This window comes from Millisia brevis NBRC 105863, from assembly GCF_001552615.1.
Taxonomy (GTDB): domain Bacteria; phylum Actinomycetota; class Actinomycetes; order Mycobacteriales; family Mycobacteriaceae; genus Millisia; species Millisia brevis.
Genome location: NZ_BCRN01000005.1, coordinates 75,178 through 100,996, shown reverse-complemented (window position 1 = coordinate 100,996; position 25,819 = coordinate 75,178). Strand labels below are relative to the sequence as shown.

Annotated in this window: 23 protein-coding genes and 2 tRNA genes; 13 read left to right on the top strand and 12 right to left on the bottom strand. The window is 69.1% G+C overall.

Going from position 1 to position 25,819, the window contains the following annotated elements; all coding sequences use genetic code 11:
- Positions 1-77 precede the first annotated feature (77 nt).
- From MB1_RS08740 to MB1_RS08725, 4 genes are all read right to left on the bottom strand, one after another.
- Positions 78-2,036: a 3-oxoacyl-[acyl-carrier-protein] synthase III C-terminal domain-containing protein gene (locus tag MB1_RS08740; RefSeq protein WP_066905833.1), complete on the bottom strand. Its 1,959-nt coding sequence runs from the start codon at positions 2,034-2,036 to the stop codon at positions 78-80.
- A 462-nt stretch (positions 2,037-2,498) separates the two neighbouring features.
- Positions 2,499-2,571 (bottom strand) — tRNA-Arg (locus tag MB1_RS08735).
- A 56-nt stretch (positions 2,572-2,627) separates the two neighbouring features.
- A tRNA-Ser gene (locus tag MB1_RS08730) sits at positions 2,628-2,718 on the bottom strand.
- A 124-nt stretch (positions 2,719-2,842) separates the two neighbouring features.
- A complete protein-coding gene (locus MB1_RS08725; protein WP_066905832.1) occupies positions 2,843-3,544 on the bottom strand; it encodes a dienelactone hydrolase family protein in 702 nt (233 codons plus the stop codon).
- A 151-nt stretch (positions 3,545-3,695) separates the two neighbouring features.
- Between MB1_RS08725 and hisC the strand changes: the two genes are divergently transcribed.
- The 8 genes from hisC (at position 3,696) to MB1_RS08685 (ending at position 10,607) form a co-directional block, all read left to right on the top strand.
- Entirely contained in the window at positions 3,696-4,766 is a 1,071-nt protein-coding gene (hisC, locus tag MB1_RS08720; RefSeq protein WP_066905829.1) for a histidinol-phosphate transaminase, read from the top strand.
- Positions 4,767-5,056: 290 nt separating this feature from the next.
- On the top strand, positions 5,057-5,326 hold the full coding sequence (locus MB1_RS08715) for a hypothetical protein (protein ID WP_066905827.1): 270 nt from the start codon (positions 5,057-5,059) through the stop codon (positions 5,324-5,326).
- Positions 5,327-5,501: 175 nt separating this feature from the next.
- A complete protein-coding gene (locus MB1_RS08710) occupies positions 5,502-5,993 on the top strand; it encodes a PH domain-containing protein (RefSeq protein WP_066905825.1) in 492 nt (163 codons plus the stop codon).
- Entirely contained in the window at positions 5,990-7,669 is a 1,680-nt protein-coding gene (locus tag MB1_RS08705; protein WP_066905823.1) for a PH domain-containing protein, read from the top strand. Before MB1_RS08710 ends, MB1_RS08705 begins: the two co-directional genes overlap by 4 nt.
- Before the next feature lie 36 nt (positions 7,670-7,705).
- Entirely contained in the window at positions 7,706-8,641 is a 936-nt protein-coding gene (locus MB1_RS08700) for a hypothetical protein (protein WP_066905821.1), read from the top strand.
- A gap of 89 nt (positions 8,642-8,730) precedes the next feature.
- Positions 8,731-9,066, top strand: coding sequence for a hypothetical protein (locus tag MB1_RS08695; protein WP_066905819.1), 336 nt, complete (start codon positions 8,731-8,733; stop codon positions 9,064-9,066).
- Positions 9,067-9,249: 183 nt separating this feature from the next.
- Positions 9,250-9,639: a hypothetical protein gene (locus tag MB1_RS08690; RefSeq protein WP_245650108.1), complete on the top strand. Its 390-nt coding sequence runs from the start codon at positions 9,250-9,252 to the stop codon at positions 9,637-9,639.
- Between the two features lie 173 nt (positions 9,640-9,812).
- The gene (locus tag MB1_RS08685) at positions 9,813-10,607 is read left to right on the top strand and encodes a MerR family transcriptional regulator (RefSeq protein ID WP_066905815.1); all 795 of its coding nucleotides are present in this window, start codon (positions 9,813-9,815) and stop codon (positions 10,605-10,607) included.
- 12 nt (positions 10,608-10,619) lie between these two features.
- On the opposite strand, the gene upp is transcribed toward MB1_RS08685, so the two are convergent.
- From upp to ygiD, 4 genes are all read right to left on the bottom strand, one after another.
- On the bottom strand, positions 10,620-11,258 hold the full coding sequence (gene upp / locus MB1_RS08680) for a uracil phosphoribosyltransferase (RefSeq protein ID WP_066905813.1): 639 nt from the start codon (positions 11,256-11,258) through the stop codon (positions 10,620-10,622).
- A gap of 52 nt (positions 11,259-11,310) precedes the next feature.
- Entirely contained in the window at positions 11,311-12,525 is a 1,215-nt protein-coding gene (locus MB1_RS08675) for a URC4/urg3 family protein (RefSeq protein WP_066906258.1), read from the bottom strand.
- Between the two features lie 125 nt (positions 12,526-12,650).
- On the bottom strand, positions 12,651-13,907 hold the full coding sequence (locus MB1_RS08670; protein ID WP_084351257.1) for a GTP cyclohydrolase II: 1,257 nt from the start codon (positions 13,905-13,907) through the stop codon (positions 12,651-12,653).
- 129 nt (positions 13,908-14,036) lie between these two features.
- Positions 14,037-14,816 carry a 4,5-DOPA-extradiol-dioxygenase gene (gene ygiD, locus MB1_RS08665; protein WP_066906256.1) on the bottom strand — a complete coding sequence of 260 codons (780 nt, stop codon included), beginning with the start codon at positions 14,814-14,816 and terminating at the stop codon, positions 14,037-14,039.
- A gap of 224 nt (positions 14,817-15,040) precedes the next feature.
- Here ygiD and MB1_RS08660 point away from each other — a divergent pair, with 224 nt between their 5' ends.
- A complete protein-coding gene (locus MB1_RS08660) occupies positions 15,041-16,396 on the top strand; it encodes a serine hydrolase domain-containing protein (protein WP_066905809.1) in 1,356 nt (451 codons plus the stop codon).
- 1 nt (position 16,397) lies between these two features.
- Here MB1_RS08660 and MB1_RS08655 read toward each other — a convergent pair whose 3' ends face one another.
- Positions 16,398-17,915: an APC family permease gene (locus MB1_RS08655; protein ID WP_066905807.1), complete on the bottom strand. Its 1,518-nt coding sequence runs from the start codon at positions 17,913-17,915 to the stop codon at positions 16,398-16,400.
- A 133-nt stretch (positions 17,916-18,048) separates the two neighbouring features.
- On the opposite strand from MB1_RS08655, the gene MB1_RS08650 reads away from it, so the two are divergent.
- From MB1_RS08650 to MB1_RS08640, 3 genes are all read left to right on the top strand, one after another.
- On the top strand, positions 18,049-19,131 hold the full coding sequence (locus tag MB1_RS08650; RefSeq protein ID WP_066905805.1) for an alpha/beta fold hydrolase: 1,083 nt from the start codon (positions 18,049-18,051) through the stop codon (positions 19,129-19,131).
- 46 nt (positions 19,132-19,177) lie between these two features.
- The gene (locus MB1_RS08645) at positions 19,178-20,272 is read left to right on the top strand and encodes a WD40 repeat domain-containing protein (protein WP_157083974.1); all 1,095 of its coding nucleotides are present in this window, start codon (positions 19,178-19,180) and stop codon (positions 20,270-20,272) included.
- A gap of 108 nt (positions 20,273-20,380) precedes the next feature.
- Positions 20,381-21,526: a metallophosphoesterase gene (locus MB1_RS08640; RefSeq protein WP_066905801.1), complete on the top strand. Its 1,146-nt coding sequence runs from the start codon at positions 20,381-20,383 to the stop codon at positions 21,524-21,526.
- A 55-nt stretch (positions 21,527-21,581) separates the two neighbouring features.
- Here the strand turns inward: MB1_RS08640 and MB1_RS08635 are convergent, their stop codons facing one another.
- The 3 genes from MB1_RS08635 to MB1_RS08625 all read right to left on the bottom strand — a co-directional run bounded on the left by MB1_RS08635 (position 21,582) and on the right by MB1_RS08625 (position 24,521).
- Positions 21,582-21,926, bottom strand: coding sequence for a hypothetical protein (locus MB1_RS08635; RefSeq protein WP_066905799.1), 345 nt, complete (start codon positions 21,924-21,926; stop codon positions 21,582-21,584).
- A gap of 140 nt (positions 21,927-22,066) precedes the next feature.
- Positions 22,067-23,338, bottom strand: coding sequence for a fatty acid desaturase family protein (locus MB1_RS08630; RefSeq protein ID WP_066905797.1), 1,272 nt, complete (start codon positions 23,336-23,338; stop codon positions 22,067-22,069).
- A gap of 64 nt (positions 23,339-23,402) precedes the next feature.
- Positions 23,403-24,521, bottom strand: coding sequence for a ferredoxin reductase (locus MB1_RS08625; RefSeq protein WP_066905795.1), 1,119 nt, complete (start codon positions 24,519-24,521; stop codon positions 23,403-23,405).
- Positions 24,522-24,632: 111 nt separating this feature from the next.
- Here MB1_RS08625 and MB1_RS08620 point away from each other — a divergent pair, with 111 nt between their 5' ends.
- On the top strand, positions 24,633-25,808 hold the full coding sequence (locus MB1_RS08620; protein WP_245650106.1) for a PucR family transcriptional regulator: 1,176 nt from the start codon (positions 24,633-24,635) through the stop codon (positions 25,806-25,808).
- The last annotated feature ends 11 nt before the right edge of the window (positions 25,809-25,819 follow it).

Sequence of the window (25,819 nt, the reverse complement as noted above, 5' to 3'; positions counted from 1 at the left end):
ACTCACGAGGAAGGCGGCGGGTCCGAATGATTCGGGCCCGCCGCCTTTTCCCGTTCGTACGCCCACCCCCGACCGGGTCAGCCGAACGCCATCTCCACATCGGAGCCGGACGGTACCTTCAAGGATTCCGGCACGGTCGCGCGCGCCACCTCGGCGCTCTCCCCGGACACCACGACGGCCGGGTCGACCCGCAGAATCGAGTACCCCGCCACCGCGCCCGCACCGAAACCGGGCGCGAAGATGCGGGTCGGCTCGGAGATCACCCCGTCGCGCACCGCGTCGTGGATCGCCAGCGGGATACTGGCCGACGACGCGTTGCCCACCTGCTCGATGTTGAAGTACAGCTGGTCCTCGGAGAGACCGGCCTTCTTCGCCAGATCGACGACCATCGTCTTGTTCGCCTGATGCGGGATGATCAGCCCGATGCTGTCGAGCAGCGACTCGGCCTTGCCGTCCGGATCCGGCAGCGCCCGGATATCGCCGAGCATCTGCACCAGGTACCGGCCCGCCAGACTCTTGACCTCCGGCCCGAACACCGTGATGTTGTTCGCGAAGTCCGGGTTGGGCCACAGGATCGAGTTCACCTGGCTGACCGGCCCGCTGGCGTAGGTCTGGATGAACTCGATATCCGGGGTCGCCCCCGGTTCCGCCGGCGCGACCACGATCGCCGCGGCGCCGTCACCGAAGATCATGCGCGAGGGCCGCACATTGCCGATCTTGTCGGAGAACTTCTCCGAGCACACCAGCAGGACCGGCCGCTCGACGGTCTGCAATACCCGAGTCGCCTCCGCCAGCCCGTAGCTGAGACCCGCGCACGCGGCCACCAGATCGAACGACGCGTGCGTCTGCTGGATACCGAGTTGGCCGGACAGCCAGCAGGCGATCGACGGGATCAGGCGGGAGCTGGTGCAGGTGCAGACGATGACCGCACCGACCTCCTCCGGCCCGACACCCGCATGCTCGAGCGCGGCCTTCGCCGCGCGCAACGAGATCTCCTCGAGGCTCTCGCGGGTATACCGGCGCTGTTCGATACCGGTCTTGTGGCTGATCTCGTCGGCGGACATCTGCGACCAGTTGTAGGCGCTGTTGCGGATCAGGTCGGCGTTCGTGCAGATCTGTTCGCCGTGCACCGCGGCGATCGCCTTGACCGCCGGCAGCACCTTCAGATCGTTGCGGACGTCGATCGGCCGGTAGGGGCGCACCGGTTCCACCGCCTGCCGCGGCGGCGCGGCGGTCCCGATCGAGGAGCTCGCCGAGGCCCCGCTCGTGGTCACACTGCTCAGGAATTGCGCGACGTCGCTGTCGCGCGGATGGAAGACCACGACATAGTCGTCGTCGCGCAGTTCGCTGACCGGCGTCAACTGCGCCTCGTTGCGCGACCACGGGTACTGGTTGTGCAATACCCGAGACCAGCGGCGCAGGGCCTCGAGCTCGGGGACGTCCTCGTGGCTGTCGATGATCTCCTGGTAGGTGAACATCGGGTAGTCCGGATCGAACTTGTTGATCCGGAGGGTCTGGTTGGCCGGATTCGCCGTCAGCTCGGCGACCGTCGGAACGACCGCCGACAGCTTCGTCGCGTGGTTGCGGCGATGTGCGAAGACGTCGTACAGGGTCTCGGCGATGCTGTCCTCGACGTCGTTGTCCCAGCGCGCCGGCAGGGCGCGGTAGGCATCGCGGACGGCGGAGACCTTCCGTTCGCGGTCGGCCCACGGCGTCTGGATCGGCACGAAGACGTCCGACCGGCGGCGTGGCACGTCGGCCCAGCGGGTCGGACGTACGTCATACATCGTGATTTTGAACCGGTTGGCCCAGAAGAGATTGAGTGCGACATCACGCATCAACTCGAACTTGCTGGAGTAACCACCGGTCGTGATGCGCTCGAGGATGCTGTTCCCCGACGGCGCCTTGGCGTCGAAATCCCGTTGGATGACGGCGTCGAGCTCGTCGAGGGTGTTGAATGCCGAGAAGTCAAGGACGGGAAAGCAATTCGCCGGAAAGACGATGTTCCCGTTGGCGTTCAGTTCGTAGGAGTGCATGGCCGATCACCTGCACAAAGTGTGTGGTGTGGATAGAGCAAGAGCCTCTCCTCCCCTGGGATGGTGCGCCCATTATGAGTGGGGTGGGCGCGCGTGCAGGTGACTTTCGCTCAGACCTCCCCGATCGGACGGGTTGCACGGCGCCCCGGGAACGATCGATCGGCCGGGATCGAATAATGCTGCGCCAAGTCATAATTCGACATCTGTGTCACAACTCGTTCGGTAGGCGAACGGGAGTCGGAACCGGGGGATCGGTCGGAGCGTTCCGGGGCTCGCGGCAGGGCTCGGGCAGCAGGGCCGTCGGTATCGCTCGCGCGTCGACTTCTCATCCGTCGGCGTCGCCGGTGTGACGTCGCGGGCCCTCGCGTGTGGAAGCGGAGCGCGCCCGGCCCGGGCGCGAACGGCCTGTACATCGACGAAGGCCCTCCGACCGGGGGTGCCGGTGGAGGGCCTCGTGGAGAGTGCGCCCGAAGGGATTCGAACCCCTAACCTTCTGATCCGTAGTCAGATGCTCTATCCGTTGAGCTACGGGCGCATGCCTGTGTTCAATTATCCATCCCGAGGGATGGTGTCCGGTACCGGGGTACCGGGTGGCGGAGGCGAGAGGATTTGAACCTCCGGTCCCCTTGACGGAGACAACTCATTAGCAGTGAGTCCCATTCGGCCGCTCTGGCACGCCTCCTGACCTCTTGCGAGGACGGTCGGGTCCCTGTCGAGAACCGCCGTGGAAAGAGGTTACACAACTGCGGGCTCAGCACCAAAAGCGCACGTCGGAGGGGGTGCCGGCCGGTTGGATCGGGCTCGGATCAGCGCAGGTGCGAGTTGAACCAATCGAAGATCCGACTGCGCGCGTGGATGATCGTGTCGTCGTCCGGGTCGATCGGCACCGCGCTGTTCTCGTAGTCGGCGCGGTGGCCGTAGCCGGTGTACTGGACGACCAGCACCGCCACCGACGCCGTCGCGGCGGCGTCCTGCAACTGTTCGATCTGCTCGGACGGGATCCGTTCGTCCTCGCCGTAGAGGCCCAGCCAGGGCGCCTTGAGCGACGGCAGGGCGGTCACCAGTGCCTCCGCATCGGTGGTGAGCGGTTCGAGGATGCCGGGGGCGGCCACGCTGACCGCCGCTCCGACCGGGCGATCGGTGGCCACCAGGGCCGCCGCCGTTCCCGCGTCGTCGAAGCCGAGGACCCCGATCAGATCGCGGGGCACCCCCTGCTCGGTCAACCATTGCCAGGCGGCGTCGAAGTCCTCGAACAGATCGCTGCCGAAGACCTCCGCCCCGGGATCCTGGTCCCGATGAAAAAGGTTGGGGGCCACGGCAAACCAGCCGTCGTCGGAGAGCATGACCAGCAGTTCGCGGAAGGCGTCGGTCAGTTCGCGCGACTCGTGCAGCACCACGATTCCCCCGCGGGCGGCACCATCCGGAGCGCAGATCGTCAGCGGAACCTCGACCAGTACCTCGCCCTCGGCGGACACCAGGTGGGCGGAATCAGTGAAAGACTTCACCATGAACCCACAGTAGTTGGCCGGGGCGGAATTGTCCGCCGCTTCCGGTTGCGGCTTGGACTCGGCCGAACAATGGCTCTCCCGGCGGCTCGCATGCCGGCGTGCGTACGGGCCCGACGTCGACGCTCGGCCGGTGCGGGGATATTTTTCTCCGGTGACCGCCGAACTGCGCAGCGACCTCGACGCGATTCCCGCCTACGTTCCGGGTCGCTCGGTACCCGGGGCGATCAAGCTCGCCAGCAACGAGTCGCCGGGCGGTCCACTGCCGGGCGTCGTCGAGGCGATCACCGCCGCTGCGGCCGGGGTATCCCGGTACCCCGATAATGCTGCAGTCGCCTTGACCTCGGTGATCGCGGAGAAGATCGGCGTCCCGGCGGCGAATGTGGTCGCGGGATGCGGATCGGTGGCGCTGTGCCAGCAACTGGTGCAGATCACCTGCGCGGCCGGCGACGAGGTCGTCTTCTCCTGGCGGTCCTTCGAGGCCTATCCGGTGGTGACCCGGGTGGCGGGCGCGACGCCGGTCCCGGTGCCGAATACCGCCGAGCACGGCCACGATCTCGACGCGATGGCCGCGGCGATCGGGGAACGGACCCGGCTGGTATTTGTCTGCACCCCCAATAACCCGACCGGGACAACTATTTCCGCGACCGAAATAGGGAAATTCCTCGATAAAGTGCCGGAGCGGGTACTCGTCGTCGTGGACGAGGCGTATGTCGAGTACGGCGATGCGGATGATCCGGATCGTGTCGACGGTATTTCCCTCGCGATGGAACGTCCGAACGTGATCACGCTGCGCACCTTCTCGAAGGCCTATGCCCTCGCCGGGGTGCGGGTCGGATATGCGGTGGGAAACTCGGCGGCGATCGTCGCCCTGCGCAAGGTGTCGATTCCGTTCTCGGTCAACGCGGCGGCCCAGGCGGCGGCGATCGCGGCGCTCGGGGCGGCGGACGTCATGCGCGAACGGGCCGCGGTTGTCGTGGCCGAACGGGAGCGGGTCACCGGCCTGCTGCGCGAGGCCGGCTACGCGGTCCCGTCGTCGCGGGGCAACTTCGTGTGGCTGCCCCTGGGTGAGGACACGGCGGCGTTCACCGCCGACGCCGCGGACAACGGCCTGCTCGTGCGGGGCTACGGCACCGACGGTGTGCGGGTGACGATCGGGCACGCGGACGAGAACGACGCCCTGATCGCCTTTGCGCGGACCCGGGCGGCCGCGCGAGCGGTGTGACATACGCCACCATTGGTGGGGTGTGATGGGCGCGTCGACGCGCGTCCCTCGTGGCGGCTGCTACGGGCAAAACTGCAGGTAATGGACGGTCGACTCGTTCCGGACGTCCCCCTGCGTCACATACCGATCGCAGCCTTTGCGGTTTGGAGCGTGACTATTCTCCGAAATGGCAAGTGCCTTTCCGCGCATAAAACTGCTTCCGTCCCGGTCGCCGCCGGATCGGGCCGGACGATTCCGCTGCAAAACCCGGAGAAACCGTGCACGATGTCCACCGAACGGATAGTCCGAATATGTCGGAGGAAATGGTGTCGGACGCGGCCGCCCCCGGAGCTCGATTGGCGATAGGCGGATTGGTGATCGGCGGGCTGTTGGTAGCCGGAGCCGCACTGACCTCCCCATTACCGTTCGGCAATCCCCTGGGGGATCTGATGTGCCGATCGGGTGTGATGCGCTTCTGCCCGCAGCCGGTGGTGATCGACCTGCCCGAACTCGAACTTCAGGTCCTCGAGCAGACCCCCTCGCGGGTGGTCGGCTACGGGGCGGTCGCCGGTCTGCCCTGACGGCCTGCCCCGACGGTCTGGCCCGAACACCGGCCCTGACGATCTGACCCGACGATCTGACCCGACGATCTGCCCCGACGATCTGCGCGGACACCGGGCCCGTCGGCCGTCCGGGGCGGCGCCCCGAGCCGACGCGGGAGCCGAGCGCGTCACCGGGGCATGACACGATCGGGACATGCCGGACGCCGACCCCTTTGATCCGCCCGGAGTGACCTGGAGGCGGCCGTCGCCGCGGTTGATCCTGGTCACCAGTGTCATCAACGGTGCGATCGGGCTGGTGGCCGCGGTGGCCGTCGCCGCCGCCGCGCAGCTGACCGGCCGGTGGTGGCTGTGGTCGGTGGTCGTGGTGGTCCTCCTGGGCACCGCGTTCTGGGTGGCGACCGAACCGCGCCGGGTCAACGCGCACGGCTACGCCGAGCGCGACGACGACCTGCTGGTCCGGCGGGGCATCCTGCGCCGCGTCCTCGTGGTGGTCCCCTACGGCCGCATGCAGTACGTCGACGTCACCGCCGGACCGATCCAACGATTGGCGGGCCTGGCCACCGTCCAACTGCACACCGCCTCGACCGGGACGATGGCCGAGATTCCGGGCGTACCGGTCGACGAGGCCGGTCGACTGCGCGATCGCCTCGCCTCGCGTGGGGAGTCCCGATTGGCGGGTCTGTGACCCCGCCGTTCGCAACCCCGCCGACCGGACCGCCGCCCGGCCTCGAACCGTCGCGGTGGCATCGACTGCACCCGCTGACGCCCTATCTGCGGTCCTGGGCGGTCGTGGTCGCCGTGGTCGCCGGCGTCGTCGCGAACCTGTCGAGCATCACCGGCACCGTCGAGGACGTCTTCGGGGACGAGCGGGCGGCGCCGGCCGCGATCGGGTGGTCGGTGCTCGGCGGCCTGGTCGCGCTGGCGCTCTACACATCGTGGGCGGTGCTGTCCTGGCGCATGACGCGGTACCGCCTCGACGACGACGCGCTCGAGTACGAGGTCGGGGTGGTCTTCCGGCAGCACCGGCAGGCGCGGTTGGACCGGCTGCAGGCCGTCGACGTGGTCCGGCCGGTGATCGCACGGCTGCTGGGGCTGTCGGAGCTGCGGTTGGAGGTGGCGGGCGGTTCGGGCTCGGACGTGCGCCTGCAATATCTGCGCGCGGACGATACCCACCGCCTGCGGGAGGCGGTGCTGGCACGGGCGGCGGCCGCCGACCACGGGACGGGTCCGACACGGGGCGGCTCGCCGACCGTGGCGGGGTCGACCGCAACCGCCTCTCCGACCGGCCCCGGCAGCAATGCGTCGGGCGCCGTCGGTTCGACGGGCCACGTCGAAGCGGGCGCCGCAGGCTCATCGACCGCAGTCGGGCAGGCGGGTCCCGTCGGAGCGCCGATGACCGGTGCGGCGCCGGGCGGGCCGGGTATGTCCGGCGGGCCGGGTATGTCGGGTGGGTTGGGGATATCGCCCGAACGGGTGCTGGTGGCGGTTCCGCCCGGCCGGTTGGTGGGGTCCTGGCTGCTCGGCGGCGCGACGGTGGCCTCGGTGCTGGTCCTGGCGGCGGTGATCCCGGCCGCGGTGCTGCTGCCCGGCGTGGTGATCGCGTCGATCCCCGCAGTGCTCGGCATGGTGGCCGGCGCAGCGAAGCGGGTGGCCGGCGTCTTCGGCTTCACCGCCGCCGAGGGGCCCGACGGCCTTCGGCTGCGCTACGGCCTGCTCGAGACGCGCACCCAGACCGTGCCGGTCGATCGGGTTCAGGCGGTGGCGCTGAGCCAAACCCTGCTGTGGCGGGTGTTCGACTGGTGGACCGTCGAGGTCAACATCGCGGGCTACGGCACCGACGCCTCCTCCGGGCAGATCCTGCTGCCGGTCGGCACCCGCGCCGAGGCGGTCACCATGCTCGCCCGGGTCCTCCCGCAGCCCGGAGTCGACGATCCACTCGCCCTGGTCGCCGCCGGGCTGACCGGGCGTACCGACGACGCGGGCACGCCCGGAGCGGACGGATTTGTCGGGGCGCCCCGCCGATCGCGGCTACTCGATCCGATCGGCTGGCGGCGCAACGGTTTCGCGGTGACCCCGGCGGCGTTGTTCCTGCGTTCCGGTGTCCTGACGCGCCGCCTGGTGGTCGTCCCGCACGCCCGCACCCAGAGCATCGGCGTCGCGCGCGGGCCCATCCAGCGCGGTCTGCGGCTCGCGAGCGTGGCCAGTCATTCGACGCCCGGCCCGATCCGGCCGCGGATGCGCCACCTCGACGTCGGCGTCGCCGCCCACCTCGTCGACGAGCAGGCCCGCCGGGCCCGGCAGGCGCGCACTCCGGCCCGACAGGCGGTCGGCGGGCGAGGAATAGCGGCGGGCGATGAGTAATTTGGAACGATCACACCGACGGAGAGGAGGTCCCCGATGACCACGACATCCGCGGGCGCCGCCTCCGCGCGGTTGGTCCGCCGGGTCTCCTGGCGCAGCGGAGCCCCGGAATGGGTGATCACCGATCCCGCCGGCGGGCCGGACGAGCGGATCGCGCTGCGCGACCGTCGGGTCGGCTTCCGGGCGATCGATCCACCCGGCCGGCGCTACTGCCTCGGCCGCGATGAGCAGATCGACGGGGCGCGGGTCCACGTGCCGTGCCCGGACCGGGCGACCGTCGACCTCGGACGGCAGTGCGCGAACTGCCAACAGCGCGACATCTACCGGTTCATGCACATCTCCCACCGCGTCGACTTCGTCACCCCCGAGCTCGCCGAGAGTCTGCGGCGACCGCACTGGCTGTACGTCGCGAGCTTCTCCGAGAAGCTGCACAAGGTGGGCACCGTCATCGACGGGCGCGAACAGGAGCGGCTGGCCGAACAGGGCGCCCTGGTGGCCGACATCGTCGCGCGCTGCGACGACGGCTGGGCGATCCGACGCCTGGAGGATGCCGTCGGCGCCGAGGCCGGACTGTCGCAGTCGATCCGCCCGTCGGCCAAGGTCGCTGCGATCGCGGCGCCGATCGATCCGACGACGGTGCTCGACCGGCATCGGCATATCGCCGGGTTCGTCCGGGAGCTGATCGGGGACATCGACGGGCAGGACGCGGTCGAGGTGGTCGATCGGCAATGGGAGGCCCCGGCGCTCGACGCCCTGCGCGCCTCGACGCGGAGGCTGGCCTACCCCCTCGATATCGCGGTCGGCGAGCACGGATTCGTCGTCCGGGAGTGTCTGGGTGCCACGGCCCTGGTCGCCGTCGACGACGACCCGGATACCACCTTCGTCGTCGATCTGTCCGCGACGGTGGGACGACGAATCACTTTGGGCCGGTTCAGAACCCGACTCCCAGCGCTGCAGGACGCGCTCTTCTGAGCGCAGCCTGAGGGCCTGCCGGCGTATTCCCGGGTAACTCGAGGCGAGCACGGAGTTAACGGCGAGCTTCCGGGAGCAAAGTAGTTGGCATGACTACGGACATCAAGACCTCGGAAGCGCCGTCGAAGCTCCGCCGCATCGCGCGTTCCGGACGGCTGGCCGCGACGACCGCCGTGCTCGGCGCCGCCACCGCGGCCGCGATCTTCACCGGCGGCGGGATCGCCTCGGCCGCCAACTCCTACCCCGTCGTGGTCGGCATGACCGCCTCGGACGCCCACTCCACCCTGGCTGCGGACGGGATCTCCTACCAGACACTCCTGACGGTCGGATCCGGCTCCAACTGCACGATCACCCAGCAGTTCGACCTCGGCTCCACCAACGGAACCTGGAACGGCCTGGGCCTCTGGGAGAACTGTTCCGCCTGAGAGCCTTTTCGTTCGACTGGTGGTGTGCGATAGGCGGCGGCCCGCTGATCCGATCGGTCCCGGGGGATGGGCGATCGGCTGTGGACACCCTGTTCGGGTAACCGCTCGGAGTGGGAAAGCTCCGGGTCAACATCGGGGGGACACCCGATGTCCGAAATGCCCGTGGGGGGCAGAGTGTTCCACATGACTTCAGCAACCGCGTCTCCGAGCACCGCCTTTTCGAGCGCCGCGCGTTCGAATTCTCTTCGGTCGCTGCGTGGCGGCCGAACCGCGTTGGTCGCCTTGTTCGTTGCAGCCGGAACGGCGGCGGCGGTCCTCACCGGAGGAGGGACCGCCGCCGCCGACCCCATCGCGCCCTATGTGGTGGGTATGACCGAGCAGCAGGCACACGAAGCGCTGGCCACCACCGGAGTTCCCTACCGGAACATGGTCCGCATCGGCGGGGCGTCGCCGTGCATCGTCACCGCGCAGAGCGACCTGGGCACCGTCCTGGTCGGCCACACCAACCTGGACGGCGACCGCATCGAGACCCCGGTCTGGCGCGGAGTCGGGCTGTCGGTGCGCTGCGCCTGACCCCTTCACCCGCCTGTCGGACGCGGGATCGGGGAAACTCGGATAATCGTCTTGACCCTCACGCAGCGTCAGGGGCCACAGTCGTCCATGGGCACCGGAACGGCCGGCGCCCGAACCCGACAGTCGGGAGCGTCCGTGGAAAGGCGATCCCGACACCGCACCAGGAGGTCGACATGCTCGAAACCGAATACTCGGTGGGGCAGGTGGCCTCGCTGGCCGGGGTGACCGTCCGTGCATTGCACCACTACGAGCACATCGGTTTGCTCGTGCCACGGGGGCGCAGTGCCGCCGGTTACCGGATGTACTCCGGTGGCGACATCGATCGGCTGCGGCTGATCCTGTACTACCGCGAACTCGGGTTCACCCTCCCCGACATCGGGAGCATCCTCGACGACCCCGCTGCCGACACGGTCGTGCATCTGCGTCGCCAACGGGACCTGTTGGAACGCAAAGCCAAACGGGCTCGGGAGCTCCTCGATGCGGTCGAACGAGAACTGGAGGCCCACGCGATGGGCAATAGCCTGACCCCCGAGGAGAAGTTGGAGATCTTCGGTTCGGAATACGACCCGAACTGGGAGATCGAGGCGCGGCAGCGGTGGGGCGAGACCGGCGCCTGGCGCCAATCGGCCGAGCGCAGCGCCACGCTGGGTGCGGACGACTACCGCCGCATCAAGGCCGAGACCGATGCGTTGAACGCCGACCTCGCCGCCGCCAAGCGGCGCGGTGTCGATCCGGCGAGCGACGAGGCGGCCGCCCTGGCCGAGCGGCACCGCGCGAGCATCGAGCAGTTCTACGACTGCAGCTACGCGCAGCAGCGCTGCCTGGCCGACATGTACCTTGCCGACGAACGGTTCACCCGAACCTACGACGACCTGGAAACCGGTCTGGCCCAATGGGTTCACGACGCCATCCACGCCAACGCGGATCGCCACGGCGCGCCGCCGGCGTCGGAGGCGGTCTGGGGGTAGCCGGCGAGGGCGCTACTTGGTCCCGAAGATGCGGTCGCCGGCGTCGCCGAGACCCGGCACGATGTAGCCGTGTTCGTCGAGCTTGCGGTCGACCGCCGCGGTGAACAGCTGCACGTCCGGATGTGCCTCCTGCAGGGCGGAGATCCCCTCCGGACAGGTCAGCAGGCAGACGAACCGGATCGACCGCGGATGGGACTCCTTGATGCGGTCGACCGCCGCCACGGCCGAGTGCCCGGTGGCCAGCATCGGGTCGACGACCACCACGTCGCGCTCGTCCAGGTCACCGGGCAGCTTGCAGTAATACTCGACCGCCACCAGGGTCGCCGGATCCCGGTAGAGCCCGATATGGCCCACCCGGGCGCCGGGAACGACGTCGAGCATCCCTTCGAGGATGCCGTCGCCGGCCCGCAGGATCGACACGAAGACCAGCTTCTTGCCGTCGATCACCCGGCCGGTGGTCGTCTCCAGAGGGGTTTCGATGTCGATCTCCTGCATGGGGATATCGCGCAGAACCTCGTAGGCCATCAGCGCCGAGATCTCCCGCAACAGTTCGCGAAAGGTCTTCGTCGACGCTTCCTTGCGGCGCAGCAGGGTCAGCTTGTGCTGCACCAGCGGGTGATCGATGACGGTGGGACCGGTGGTGGTGGGCATCGGACTTCCTTGTCGCAGAGGGAGCGCGCGGGGCGGTGGGGCGCGGGGCGGGCTAGAAAACGGTGCCGTTGCTGACGATATCGAACGGCGGCAGGCCGCCGCGGGACCGTGCGGCGAGCTCGCGGCCCGCCGCCCAGGTGCCGCCCTCGAGGATGCGGGCCAACGGCAGTCGGGCGGCGTCGACCCCGAGCCGTGCACGCACCAGCGGCGCCACCTCGTCGAGCAGGGCGACCGTCAACGCCCGCCATTCGACGACGATCTGCGCCGCCACCGGGACGCCGGCCGGGCGACCGGCCGCGTCGATGGGATGCAGGGCGGCGGGATCGATCGGCTGCAGCACCCCGGTGTCGAGCAGCAAGCCGCCATTGCGGTACTCGGCGAGCGCGGTCAGCGCGTCGAGGTCGGTGACCGGCACCGCGTTCCACTCGAACGGTTCGAGCAGCGAGTACGTCAACCACTGGGACAGCTTGTGCAGCGGCATCCAGCCGGCGGTGCGGCCCGGGCCCGGTACCGCATCGTGACGCCAGCAGTCTCCGAGCGGAATGTCGTCGATGATGTTGTCGGCCAACCAGATCGGTGACAGGTAACGCAGCAGCAGGCCGAGGATGTCGGTCGCGGCGACCCCGCCCTCGTCGGCGAGCGCGGCGAACAGCCCGCCCGGCCGGCCGTCGGGTCCGAAGACCTCCGGGGTCGCGGCGAGCGTCTCGCCGAGCCGGCGCAGCAACTCGACGCGACCGTCCAGGCCGACCAGCGGATTGGCATCGCTCACCTGAAAGGCTTCCGCGAGTGCGGATGTGGTCAGCGAGCGCAGCCCGGCGGCGTCCACCCGCAGCGGGTCGGCCGGGTTGCCGGAGAAGAGGCCACCGACAAAGGCATGCCAGCTCGCCACCGCCAGTCCTTCGGACCGGGCGTAGGTACCGCCGGCGTCCGGCTCGAGGTACGACCAGTCCGGCCCGGCGCCGGCATCGAGCAGCACGCTGACCACGGCGAGGTCGATCAACGCGGCCGCGCCGTCCGCGGGCTCGAGATGTGAGAGCTGTTTGCGCAGAACGCTGTTGCGGTCGATGCCGCCGGCCTCGAAATGCCGCCAGCGGCTGTGGTACGGGATGTCCAGGTCGGGGTAGCGCCGCTGCGTGACCTCCGCGACGATGTCCGCCGCCGCGGCCAGGGCCGTGTCGTCCACCGTGAACCACTCCGACCGCCCGGAGCGCGCGCGGGCGAGCAGGCCGCGGGCGCGTTCCCGGATCGCGGTGGTGGTCCGCAGCAGCTCGGCGGCTCCGGCGGCGCTGTTCGGGTCGGGTGCGACGGCGGAACCCGAATCGCCGGCGGCGGAATTCGGCTCGGCGGAAATCAGCTCTGGGGAGGTCGGCTCGGGGGCCGACGATCGATCGGTCACGAATGCAGCTCCCGCCCCTTGACCTCCCGCAGCGCGGTGACGTCCGGGACCGGTCCGAGCGTGAAGTAGCCGGCGGCGGTCTTGGCGTCGATCTCCACCCGGGCGTCCGCGGGAATCAGGTCGTCGGGGATGTTCACCCGCTCGCCGACCTCGATACCCGACCCGGTGATCGCGTCGTACTTCATATTGCTCATCGACACCAGCCGGTGAATCTTGGTGATGCCCAGCCAGTGCAGCACATCGGGCATCAGTTCCTGGAAGCGCATGTCCTGGACCCCGGCGACGCATTCGGTGCGGGCGAAGTACTGGTCGGCGGTATCGCCGCCGAGCTGCCGCTTGCGGGCGTTGTAGACCAGGAATTTGGTGACCTCCCCGAGCGCGCGACCCTCCTTGCGCGAGTAGGCCACCAGCCCGACACCACCGTTCTGCGCGCCGAGGATGCACTCCTCGATCGCGTGGGTCAGATAGGGGCGACAGGTACAGATATCGGAACCGAAGACGTCCGACCCGTTGCACTCGTCGTGGACGCGCGCGGTCAGCTCGACCGACGGGTCGGCCAGGTCGGCCGGGTTGCCGAAGATGTAGATCGTCTGCCCGCCTATCGGGGGCAGGAAGACCTCGAGGTCGGGGCGGGTGACCAGCTCCGGGTACATCCCGCCGGTCTCCTCGAACAGCACCCGGCGCAACTCGGTCTGCGAACAGCCGAACCGTTCGGCGACCCCCGGCAGGTACCAGACCGGCTCGATGGCGGCCTTGCTGACCACCGCCGCGCCGGTCGGCAACAGGAAGTGGCCGTCCGGTTGCAGGCGGCCCTTGGCGATCGCTTCGATGACCTCCGGCAGGATCACGTGCGCCCGGGTGACCGCGATGGTCGGCCGGATGTCGAACCCCTCCGCCAGTCGATCGGCGAAGACGTCGGCGACCGCGGCGCCCCACGGATCGAGGCTGACGATCGCCCCCGGGGTGCTCCACTGCGGGTAGGGGCCGATCGCATCGGTCGGAGAGGTATTGGTCAGGTCGGCGCGGTGGCTGCGCGACAGCGCTCCCGAGGCGATCGCCAGCGCGCGGTACACCGAGTAGGAGCCGCTGTGCGTGCCGATGACGTTGCGGTGCGCCGGTTCTCCCGTCGTGCCGATCAGCGGGCCGCGCTCGGCGGCGGTGGTCGCCGCCCACTGCACGGCGGGCGCATTGCGGCCCCGACTATGCGAGGTCAGCCGAATATGACGAGGTGTTGCGGACGTGTCGGCGGCCATCGTGCTCCCTCGATCGGGATCTGTGGAAGGCGCAAGCATAGCGACAGTTACCCGGTGGCGCCCGGGGACTGCTCGACTGTCCGAATGGTGCGCATCACAGCCCGACCCCGACCGTCGGCGGCGTCCGGATCAGGCGCCGGCGGGTGCTCCGATGGCGTAGGAGGTCATCGACACCGACCCATAGGCGTACCCGTCGACCAGCACCGACGGATCGTCGGGATCGGCCGCGGCGAGCCCCGCGAAGTAGAGCATCGGGATGAAGTGGTCCGGTGTCGGCACCGACAGGTGGAAGTCCCGGTGCTCCTGCAACTTCAGGACATCGCCGGGTTGGTGGGTGAGCAGATCGCGGGCGGAGTCGTCGAAGCGTTCGGCCCAGTCGAAGCCGGCATCGCCCATCCCCCCGGCCATCCCGCGCAGGTTGTGCACGATATTTCCGCTGCCGAGGATCAGGATGCCCTCGCGCCGCAGTTCGGCGAGCTTGGCGCCGAGCTTCATGTGGTATTCGAGCGGCTTGGCGGCGTTGATCGCCAACTGGACCACCGGGATCGAGGCATCCGGGAAGGCGTGCACCAGCACCGACCAGGTGCCGTGGTCGATGCCCCAGCTGTCGACATCGCTACCCACCCAGGTCGGCTCGACCAGATCGGCGATGCGCTGCGCCAATTCCGGCATCCCGGGCGCCGGGTACTCGACCTCGAAGAGCTCGTTCGGGAATCCGTAGAAGTCGTGGATGGTGCGCGGGCGCCGCATGGTGGTGACCACCGTGGCGTTGATGTACCAGTGGGCGCTGATCACCAGAATGCCGCGCGGGCGCGGAACGGAACGTCCGAACTCTTCCCAGGCCCCGGTGAAGCGGTTGGACTCGATCGCGTTCATCGGGCTGCCGTGGCCGAAGAAGGCCACCGGCATCACGTCGGGAGTGCTGGCGCCGGACATTGACGTTCCCCTCATCTGGCTCGAGGTGTGCGCAGGTCGCACTCCACATACGGTACCTGCGGAGACGTCCCGTCCGCCCCGCGGTTGGCTCGGTCGGAGTCCGACGGCGCGGCGGCTGCGATCGGCGCCACAATCCGCATAGGGTGTCGCCGCCCGCACCCGGGCCCGGCGTCGAACCTTCGAAGGGACCACAACCTGTGACCGAGCATCTCGACCCGGCGACCGATCGCTCGCTGCGGCGCATCGTCGCGCTTCGGCAGCGATCGGGGCGGGTGCCGTCGATCGCGGCCGCCCTGGTGCGGGACGGCACCCAGATCTGGGCGGCCGCGCACGGCGCCGACGCCGATCCCACCGCCGGCTATCGCATCGGATCGATCAGCAAGACGTTCACCGCCGTGCTGGTTCTGCAGGCGATGGCGGACGGAACGATCGAGCCGGCGACTCGGGTGCGGGAGGTGCTCGGGGACATCGGCTACGGCGAGGTCACCGTCGGTGAACTGCTCTCGCATACCGGTGGGCTGCAGGCCGAACCGTCCGGGCCGTGGTGGGAGCGCGCCGGTCGCGCCGAGGGCTTCGCCGACCTGGCCGTCGCCAACGATGCGACCGCACGGGCCTTCGACCCCGGAATCCACTTCCACTACTCGAATCTCGGCTTCGCCTGGCTCGGAGAGATCGTCGCCCGGCTGCGCGGCACGACCTGGTGGGAGGCGACCCGGGCCCGGCTGCTCGAGCCGTTGGGCATGTCGGCCACCACCCTCGAACCGGGGCCCGGCGCGGTCACCGGGTGGAGCATCGACCCGTTCACCGGGGAGGCGCGCGCGGAACCCGCATCGGTCACCGGGGCGATGGCGCCGGCCGGTCAACTGTGGTCGACCGTCGGGGATCTGGGGCGGTGGGCACGCTTCCTCGGCGGCGGCAACGCCGAGATTCTGCCGGATGAATGGCTGGTGCGGGCGTTGACCCCGCGTGCCGGGATCGCCGACCAGGGGCTGTCGTTCGCCTACGGCTGGGGTCTGCAGATGTTCCCGGGCATCCCCGGCCCGGCCGGCGCGCCCGGCACGATGGTCGGCCACCTCGGGTCGATGCCCGGATTCCAGGCGGCGCTGATGATCGACCGCCCCCGCCGCACCGCGGTCGTCTGCCTGGGAAATGCGACGATCGGGCTCGATCCGCTCAGCCTCGCCCGTGACCTGCTGGTCGAACTCGAGCGCCTCGAACCGGCGATTCCCCCGCCGTGGGTACCCACCGCGGTTGTCCCCGAGCCCGTGCGCGAACTGGTCGGCGTCTGGCACTGGGGGGCGAGTGCGTACCGGATGACGTGGGACGGCGCCTATCTCAATCTGGGCGGCGACAATCCACTCTCCCGCTGGCAGCCGGTCGACGGGTCCGACGGGATGGTCTTCATCGGGGTCAGCGGCTACCACGCCGGGGAACGGCTCGTCGTCGTGCGCAACCCGGACGGCAGCGTCAATCACCTCGACGCGAGCACCTTCATCCTCACCCGCACCCCGTACGATCCGGCCGCGCCGATCCCCGGCGAACCGAGTCGATAGCTCAGCGACTGGTGTCGCGGTCGCTCGATTGGTCGTCGGTGTCGCCGTTCGGCACCTCGCTGTCCGCGAGATGGTCGATATCGGAGAATCCGGTGGCCTGGTGCTCGGCGCGGTGGAAGAAGTACGTGACCACCCACAGCACGATGCCGAGACCGATCATCACCGCCGCGATCTGGTACTGGATCATCTGGGCCGAGGTGCGCGCCCACGGTCCCGCCAGGTAGAGGCACAGCGCCGCGCCGGCCACCGGAACCCAGAACGGGGCGCGGAAGAAGGTCTTGTCGTTGCGCTGCTTGAGGACCAGGCAGGCGACGTTGACCACCGCGAAGACGCACAGCAGCAGCAGGCCGGTGGTGCCGGACAGGGCGCCGACCACCGAATTGCCGGACAGCCGGTTGACCGCGAAGAGCAGGCACAGCGCCAGGACGGTCGTGAAAATGATTGCCGTCCAGGGGGATCTGCGGCTGGGTAGGACCGCGCCCAGGGCCCTCGGCAGCACGCCCTGGCGGGCCATGCCGTAGATGAGACGGCTGGCCATCAGCATATTGATCAGCGCGGTGTTCGCCACGGCGAAGACCGTCAGATACGGGAAGATCTCGTTGATCGGGAAGTTCGGGGCGCCGAGTTGCACGACGTGCAGCAGGATGCCCTCGTCGCCGGAGTCGTAATCCAGTGGCAGGACCGCGATCACCGCGACGACCACCAGGATGTAGATCAGGCAGGTGATGCCCAGGCCGGTCAGCATGATCTTCGGGAAGATCTTCTGTGGATTCTTGGTTTCCTCGACCATGTTGACCGAGTCCTCGAAACCGACCATCGCGAAGAAGGCGATCGTGGTCGCGATGGTGACCGCGAGGAACCAGCCCTTCTCGTTCGGGTCCTCGAAGACAACCAGATTGGCGATATCGCCCTCGCCGGTTCCGCGGCCGATCACCACGAAGCCGATGGTGATGACGATCGCCAGGGCGGTCATTTCGACAAGCGTCAGAACGACATTGAACTTGACCGACTCCCCGACGCCGCGCAGGTTGATCACCGCGAGCAGCAGCATGAAACCCATCGCGATGATCAACTGCACGGTCGGCCCGGTGGGAACGTTGAACCATCCCATACCGCTCTCGTCGCTGAACGTCTCGTTCAGGCCGATCAGCAGGTTGCCGGCGACGACGTTCGACGAGGTCGCGGCGCTGGTGATGCCGGAACAGATCACCGCGAAGGCGACCAGGAAGGTCACGAAATGGATCCCGAATGCCTTGTGCGCGTACAGCGCAGCGCCCGCGGCCTGCGGATACTTCGTCACCAGTTCCAGATAGGAGAACGCGGTGAGGGTCGCGACCGTGAACGCCAGGATGAACGGCAACCAGGCCATTCCGCCGACGTTCTGGATCATCTGACCGGTGACCGCGTAGACCCCGGCGCCCAGAATGTCGCCGACGATGAACAACAGCAGCAGGCCGGGACCGAGAACTCGCTTGAGTTCGTGCGGGTTTTCCTGATCGGTCGTTGTGGTTTCCGACATGAGAGCCTCCCACCGAACGAGCATTCGCGGTTCGAACCGGGCATCGAGCTTCCGACAATGGTGAGCCTGTCCGGGCGCATCCGCAATAGATAGCGGACCTATCGGATATCTCGGCCCGAGTAGGGTCTCGGGCATGACGCCCCTTCGTCGCTCCCTGGCCGTCTGTGCCGCCGCCGTCCTGCTGGTGACCGGAGCCCCGTCGGTCGCCGGCGCGCAACCGTCCGACGGCATTCCGGTGCCGGATGTCGGGTCGTCCGCACCGACCGGTGTCGGTGTCGACGAATCGATCGGATTCGAGTCGCGGGGGTTGGCCTTCTTCGGCAGCCTGCGGGTGCCGGAGAACCCGGCGCCGGGGATTGCGGCGCTGCTGCTTCCGGGCAGCGGCCCCACCGACCGCAACGGCAACCAGCAGCAGGTCGTCGGCGAAACCCTGCGGCGCACCGCCGATCTGCTTGCCGCGCAGGGCATCACCAGCTACCGCTTCGACAAGATCGGCAGCGGTGAGACCGGGCTGGCCGGGTTGACGGTCGAACAACTCGCCGACTACGGATTCGAGGACCAGGTCGACGACGCCGCCGCCGCGGCCGCGCTGCTGTCGGCCCGGACCGGGGTGGCGCCGGCGGATCTGCTCGTCGTCGGGCACAGCGAGGGCGGGCTGACCGCCCTGGTGCTGGCGACCCGCGGGGCGGCCGGCGGCGGTACCGCGCTGCTGCAACCGCTCCCGATGCGCTACCTGGACCTGATGGCCGCGCAGATCGCCACGATCGCCGCCGATCCCGGGCTGCCGGCGGCGGATCGCGAGCGGCTGACCGCCGACACCGACCGGGCGATCACCTCGCTGCGGACCTCCGGCACGATCCCCACCGATCTGTCGCCGGAACTGCAGCAACTCGGCCTGGCGCCGGCCAATGCACGCTTCCTCGCCGAGGCGGACGCCTACGATCCCGCCGCCCTGGCCGCGCGGCTGCCCGCCGGCCTACCGACGTTGCTGACCTGTTCGGACAAGGATCTGAACGTCTCCTGCGGCCAGTTGGACCGACTGCGGGAGGCGCTGGGCCATACCGACCTCGACGACGCCCACTTCCGCACCGCCGACCACATGCTCAAGGAATTGGGTCCGCTGCCGCCGAGCCCCCTCGACCTGATCGCACCGCTGCCGGTGTCGTCGGAGTACGCGGCGACCATGTCCGCCTGGGCCGGTGCCCGGGCCGGCTGATCGGGGCGTCCGCCGGTACCGCTGCGGCCGGCGCCTCGTCGCGGGCGTGGTCGGTCCGGCGCTGATCGTGGCGCTGGTGGCGGCCTGCGGCGCGGGCCGGCCGCAACCGGATGACGGCCCGCCCATCCGCGCCGAGGAAGCCGCGACGGTCCTGGCCGACCGGGAGATGGTCGCGTCGATCTCCCCCTCGGGCCGGTATCTGCTGACCGCGAGCGATGCCACCCGCGTCGAGAACGACGAACTGGTCTCCGATGTCTGCGTGCGCTCGGGTGAGCGCTACGAGACGGTGAACTGCGTCGCGCTGCCCGACCGTGCGGTGTGGTCGGTGTCGTGGAGTCCGGCCGAGGATCGGGTGGCCTTCACCCACGCCGGCTCGCAACGACGCGGCGAGCGCAACGACGTGGTGCGTGTCCTCGAGGTCGCCGGCCTGCGGTCGTGGCCGGTCTCGCCGGTCGATCTCTGGCTGCCCGCTGCGCCGTACGCGGCGTGGACCCCGGCCGGCGATCTGGTGTACCTGTGGCCGGACGGCGAGCGCCGCTACCTGGTCTCCACGAGTGAAGGACCGGTAAACGACTCCACCGCAATCGATGTCGATCTTCCGGTGGTGGTCGAGGGGGTGACGGTCGCCGGTCTGGGCGTCGACGCCGACGGATTGATCGTCACCGGTGACACCGAAGCGGGCGCCATCGAGACGCGGCGGTGGAGCTCCGCCGGGCCCGGCGAGGTGCTGCTGCCGGCGTTCGGAGTCACCGACGAACCGCTGGCCGCCGATCCGGTCCACGGCCGGGTGGTCACCCGATTTCTCGATACGCATGCCGCGCCGCCCCCGCAATTGCGGGATCTGCGGGGTCGATCGGCGGTGCTCGATGCCGGCGAGGCGACCGTGTGGGCGGTGGACCTCGCTCCCGACGGTCGATCGCTCGCCGCCTTGCTGATCGGCGGCGACCAAGCGTCGGTCGCGGTCTACGACATCGCCGAGGACCTCACCCCGACCGAACGGTCGATCACGCCCGTCGCGGCCCGGGGGCACAGCCGCAGCTTCCCGGCCTTCGCCCGCACCGATCGCGGGATCGTGGTCGAAGCGCGCACCGACGGTCGGCCCGGCCTGGTCATGCGGGTGCCGGAGCCCGGCGATTCCTAGGGCAATCGTCCGGTTCGTCCGTCCTCGGCGGCTCTCGAGTAGGGTGGCGGGATGCGTATCGGCGAACACGGTCCCCGTTCCGACTCCACCGTTCGGGTCTGATCGCCGGTGTTTCCCCTGATTCTCGGCACCATCGGTGTGCTCGTCGGCTTCGGTCTCTACCGCCGTTTCGCCCGTGTCCCCGAGTACCCGCGGCCGGTCCGGCTCGGCATCGCCGCGGTGATCGCGGCGTGCACCGGCTGCGCGGTCCTCGCTTTGATGATGTTGGGCGGCACGATCGATCCGACCCCGATCCGGTGGGTGGCCTGGATCGGTATGAGCTGGGTCGCCGCCGTCTTCTACCTGCTGCTGGGCATCGTGATCACCGGCGTGATCTGCCTGGGCATCCGACTGATGGTGCCGCGCCACAACGAATCTCCCCGCAAGGTCGTATACCGGAGGCGCCGAGCGGCTTTCATGCGGATCGCGACGCCGGTGGTGATCGTGGCCACCGCCGCGATCGTCGGCTACGGGTTGGTGCGGGCCAACGACCCGACCACCACCGAGGTCACCGTCGCCGTCGAGGGGGTGCCCGAGCAGTTCGACGGCATGCGCATCGCGGTGATCAGCGATATCCACGCCGGTCCGATCCGGGACGAGGCGTTCACCCGGCGGGTGGTCGAGATGACCAATGCGGCACGGCCGGACCTGGTCCTGCTGGCCGGCGACCTCGCCGACGGGCTGGTGCGGCAGGTGGGTTCGACGCTCGCCCCGCTCGCCGAGTTGTCCGCGCCCCTGGGCGTTTACGCCGCCACCGGTAACCACGAGTACATCTCCGGAGATACCGACGCCTGGATCGACACCTGGCGGTCGCTCGGGATCGTCCCGCTGCTCAACGATTCGGCGGTGGTCGAACGCGACGGAGCGCAGATCCGGGTCGTCGGCATCAACGATCCGTTCGAGGATGGGATGGACCCCGACGCCGCGCTGGCGGATACCGACCCGAGCGACTTCATCGTGCAGATCGGTCATCAACCGGCGATGGCCGAAGCGACCGCCGGTCGCGGAGTTGATCTTCAGGTATCCGGCCATACCCACGGCGGCCAACTGTGGCCGCTGCGCTACGCGGTCCTGCTCGAACAGCCCCTGATCGACGGGGTCGGCGTCGTCGCCGACACGGTGGTCGTCACCGGCCGCGGCGTCGGCTCCTGGGGCCCGCCGGTGCGGGTGCTCGCCGATCCCGAGATCCCGATCGTCACGGTGGTCGGCGACTAGGGTCTGCGCGAAAGCCGTTTTCGATCATGATCTTCGGCATTCGGTCGACCGGCGGCTACGGCGAGGCGGGCGAGATGCCGGAGATCATCGCGTAGGCGGCGATGCCGCCGACCACCAGGGTCATCCCCAGGTAGGCGATCCCCGCGTGGCGCAGCCGGTGGCTCACCATCATGCCGATCCCGGGGATAAGCAGCAGCAACAGTGCCAGCACCCAGACCACCCAATGCAGGATCGACAGGCCGGCCTCCGGATCGTCGGCTCGTGGCATCGACAATCCGAAGGTGCCCAGCAGTAGATTCGCCAGCGGGATGTAGACGAATGTGCCGACCACCAAGCCCGAAGCGGCGCCGATCCCCCAGGCCCCCGGCCCGGACTTCGACTTGCCGGCCTCGTCTGCCATCGATTCTCCCCGTCGCTCGACACCCCACGGGATCCGTACCGGCGCACGGACTCCCAATCGCGTGTCGAGGGTACTAAACACAAAACGATCCCGGCTGTACCCTCGTCAGCCGGGATCGTTTCGTGTTGTGTGATGTGGTGTCAGGCGGGGACGCGTTCGCGCACGACGGCCGGGGCGGTGGCCTGTGCGGCGGCCTCGGCGGCGCGGGCCTCGGCGGTCAGCTGCGCCTGCAGCTCCTTGCGGGTCGCGCGACTACCGGTGACCATCTTCCGGAGCACCCCGAGCTTCTTGGGCAGGTTCTTGCGGTTGGTGGTCGCGAGCCAGTCGTTGGGGAACGACAGGCGAATCACCTTGTGCCACGCGGAAGCAACCTGGACCGGCAGCGGCTTCTCGTGGTAGTTCAGGTCGTACTTGTCGAACAGCTCGCGCACCTTCTCGGAGACCTCGGCGTACCGGTTGGACGGCAGGTCCGGGAAGAGGTGGTGCTCGATCTGGTGCGACAGGTTGCCGGTCATCAGGTGCATGAACTTCGACCCGGAGATGTTGGCCGAGCCGAGCATCTGACGGACGTACCAGTCGCCCTTGGTCTCGCCCTCGATCGTGGTGCGCTCGAAGGTCTCGACGCCCTCGGGGAAGTGACCGCAGATGATGACCGACTGGGTCCACCAGTTGCGGATCACGTTGGCGATGAAGGTGGCGGTGAACGAGGAGCGCGCGGATCCGGTCGCCAGACCGAGCGCCGGCTGGGCGACGTAGTCCTTGACGACCTGTCGGCGGATCTTGACGCCGACCTCCTTGAGGCGCTGACGGAACTCCGGGTCGCCCGTCCGCTTCTCCCGGATGACCTTGCCGAGCTCGAGGTCGTAGGCGGCGATGCCGTACTCGAAGAAGCAGGCGTTCACGAAGTTCCACACCGGCTGCGCGATGTACATCGGCTGCCAGCGCTGATCCTCGTCGACGCGCATGATGCCGTAGCCGAGGTCATTGTCGTGGCCGATGACGTTGGTGTAGGTGTGGTGCAGCTCGTTGTGGCTGTGCTTCCAGTGCGCCGACGGCGAGGCGGAGTCCCACTCCCAGGTCGACGAATGGATCTTCGGGTCGCGCATCCAGTCCCACTGTCCGTGCAGGACGTTGTGGCCGATCTCCATGTTCTCGAGGATCTTGGCGATCGACAGACCGGCGGTGCCGACCAGCCACGCCGGCTTGAACGACGAGAACAGCAGCACCGCGCGCGAGCCGAGCTCCAGGTAGCGCTGGGCGGTGATCACGCGACGGATGTACGCGGCATCGTCGGCGCCGCGCGAGTCGATGACGGCCTGCCGGATCGCGTCCAGTTCGAGACCGATCTGCTCGATGTCCTCGCGGCTGAGGTGCTCGATCGGGTTGTCGGAGCGGTTCTGAATCGCAGTCATGATTGCCTCCCTCGGGGGCGTGGTGGGAATGGGTTCGTTGGTTGGTGGGCCGGCGACGATCGAGTCAGTGATCGAGTCGGCAGGCACCCGCGGCAGCGGTGACGCAGGTTTGCACCTTGATGCCGCCGGGCTCGGTTTCGCCCGGGACGGCGGTGGTGATCTCTCCATTGCGCAGGTCGCGCACGGAACCCTCCACCAGAGGAATAACGCAGCCCATGCAGATGCCCATGCGGCATCCGCTCGGCATCAGGACACCGGCCTCCTCGGCCGCGTCCAGGATCGTGGTCGAGCCGTCGAGATCGAGATCGGTGCCGGTCTTCTCGAAGGAGACGACACCGCCCTCGCCCGCTTCGACGCGGGCGGTGCGGAATCGCTCCGTCACCACGTCGAGGCCGTAGGCGGCATGGTGCTCGGCGAGCGCGTCGAGCAGACCGGCGGGCCCACAGGCGAGGGTCTTGCGGTCGACGAAGTCGGGGACGGCCTCCGCCAGGCGGCTGACGTCGAAGCCTCCGTCGCGGTCGTTGTACCGGGCGACCAGCCGGATCGCGCCCGCCTCGGCCAGAGCCTCGAGGTCGCGCACGAAGATCGAGTCCGGTCGACTGGGGGCGACGTGGATCACCACGATGTCGTACCCGGCGCTGCGGCCGAGCTTGAGCACCCCCGAGTCGGTGACCGGGTAGAGATTGCGCAGCATGCCGATCACCGGGGTGATGCCCGACCCCGCGGTGATGTACAGCAGCTTGCCCGCGGGCGGCAGGACGAACTCGCCCTCGGCCGCCGCGATGTGCACCAGGGTGCCGGCGCGGGCGCGCCGCACGAGGTGGTTGCTCACCAGACCGTCCGGAACCGCCTTGACGGTGATCGAGATCAGACCGTCCTCGCGGGGACCGTGGGTCAACGAGTACGCGCGCCAATGTCGAACGCCCTCGATGTCGATGCCGATGCGCATGTACTGGCCGGGCTTGTGGCCCTCCCAGTCGGCGCCGGGCTTCATCACGATGGTCGCCGCGTCCGGGGTCTCCGGGATCACCTTGACGATCCGGGCCCGCAGATCGGCGCCGGGGCGCAGCGGGTGGAACAGGTCGAGGTAGTCGGCCGGTACCAGCGGCGTGGTGACCGTTTCGGCCAGACGCCACGCGCTGTTTCGCCAACCGCCGGCGGGTCGGGGCAACGTCACACTCATAGGGACCATCATGACTGACGCCGCGAGTCAGTTTCATGACACGTGTGCGTGAAAAGAAGTTGCTATTTTGTTCGCAGGGGATGAATTCGCGAGGAATGTGGAGGTTGCAGCGTGTCGGAGTTGCTGGAACCGCAGGTCGTTGAGCTGCTGCGAGCGGACCTGCCGACCATCGCCACGAACACCATCGAGGCGATCATGGTCGAAGTGCCCGCCTATCGCGGCGCGCTCGACGGCGTGATGGGTGTCACGATCGCGAACGCGGTCGAGGTGGCTCTCGCCGGATTCCTCGTCCTGGCGGTACGCGGACGCGGGGATCGGGCCCCGCGCTCGCCGGCGATCGAGGGCGCCTACCGGCTGGGGCGGGGCGAGGCTCGCAGCGGCCGCAGCGCCGAGGCGTTGCTGTCCGCCTACCGGGTGGGCGCGCGGGTGTCCTGGCGCGATCTGTCCGCCACCTGCGTGCGGGCCGGCGTCGACGCCGCCGGGGTGGCCCGCTTCGCGGAGTTGGTCTTCGCCTACATCGACGAACTGTCGGCGGCGAGCGTCGCCGGCCACAGCGACGAGGTGGAGACCGCCAAACGGTCGGTCGAACGCCGCCGGGCGGCGCTGGCGCGCTATCTGCTCGACGGGGCGGCGCCGGACGTGCTCGAGGCGGCCGCCGAGCGGGCGGAGTGGCACGGCACGACCACGCTGACCGCAGTGATCGTGCCGGAGGCCCAGGTGCGACCGGTCCTGGCGCAGGTCACCCCGCAGTCGCTCGCCGCCTCGGAGGCGCCGGGACTGGCGGACGGCCGGGAGGTGCTGCTGATCGCCGACATGGACGGCCGCCGCCGCGCCCAACTGCTCCAGGCGCTCGAGGGTCGGCACGCCGTCGTCGGGCCGGACCGGCCCTGGCCGCGGGTGCAGGTGTCGTATCGCCGTGCCCTGCGGGCGATGACCACGCCGGGGGTCACCATGGGATCCGGGCCGGTCGACACCGAGCAATGGCTGGCCGAGCTGGTGCTGTCGGCGGACGAGGCGGCCCTGGCCGACCTGCGCGCCCGGGTGCTCGCGCCGCTCGACGACCTGACCGCGACCCAGCGTCAGAAGCTCGCCGAGACACTGCGGGCCTGGCTGCTGCACCACGGTCGGCGCGAGTCGATCGCGGGTTCGCTGTTCATCCATCCGCAGACCGTTCGGTACCGCCTCGGTCAGCTGCGCGATCTCTACGGCGAGCATCTCGAGGACCCGGTATGGGTGCGTGACCTGACCCTGGCCCTCGCGGTGGATGCCGATCTGTCGATCCGTTGAATGAATGTGCG

Coding starts and splice junctions, on each gene's coding strand:
- MB1_RS08740 (WP_066905833.1), bottom strand. CDS start 2,036: ATGCACTCCTACGAACTGAACGCCAACGGGAACATCGTCTTTCCGGCG.
- MB1_RS08725 (WP_066905832.1), bottom strand. CDS start 3,544: ATGGTGAAGTCTTTCACTGATTCCGCCCACCTGGTGTCCGCCGAGGGC.
- MB1_RS08715 (WP_066905827.1), top strand. CDS start 5,057: ATGTCGGAGGAAATGGTGTCGGACGCGGCCGCCCCCGGAGCTCGATTG.
- MB1_RS08710 (WP_066905825.1), top strand. CDS start 5,502: ATGCCGGACGCCGACCCCTTTGATCCGCCCGGAGTGACCTGGAGGCGG.
- MB1_RS08700 (WP_066905821.1), top strand. CDS start 7,706: ATGACCACGACATCCGCGGGCGCCGCCTCCGCGCGGTTGGTCCGCCGG.
- MB1_RS08695 (WP_066905819.1), top strand. CDS start 8,731: ATGACTACGGACATCAAGACCTCGGAAGCGCCGTCGAAGCTCCGCCGC.
- MB1_RS08690 (WP_245650108.1), top strand. CDS start 9,250: ATGACTTCAGCAACCGCGTCTCCGAGCACCGCCTTTTCGAGCGCCGCG.
- MB1_RS08685 (WP_066905815.1), top strand. CDS start 9,813: ATGCTCGAAACCGAATACTCGGTGGGGCAGGTGGCCTCGCTGGCCGGG.
- upp (WP_066905813.1), bottom strand. CDS start 11,258: ATGCCCACCACCACCGGTCCCACCGTCATCGATCACCCGCTGGTGCAG.
- MB1_RS08670 (WP_084351257.1), bottom strand. CDS start 13,907: ATGGCCGCCGACACGTCCGCAACACCTCGTCATATTCGGCTGACCTCG.
- ygiD (WP_066906256.1), bottom strand. CDS start 14,816: ATGCCGGTGGCCTTCTTCGGCCACGGCAGCCCGATGAACGCGATCGAG.
- MB1_RS08655 (WP_066905807.1), bottom strand. CDS start 17,915: ATGTCGGAAACCACAACGACCGATCAGGAAAACCCGCACGAACTCAAG.
- MB1_RS08650 (WP_066905805.1), top strand. CDS start 18,049: ATGACGCCCCTTCGTCGCTCCCTGGCCGTCTGTGCCGCCGCCGTCCTG.
- MB1_RS08635 (WP_066905799.1), bottom strand. CDS start 21,926: ATGGCAGACGAGGCCGGCAAGTCGAAGTCCGGGCCGGGGGCCTGGGGG.
- MB1_RS08630 (WP_066905797.1), bottom strand. CDS start 23,338: ATGACTGCGATTCAGAACCGCTCCGACAACCCGATCGAGCACCTCAGC.
- MB1_RS08625 (WP_066905795.1), bottom strand. CDS start 24,521: ATGAGTGTGACGTTGCCCCGACCCGCCGGCGGTTGGCGAAACAGCGCG.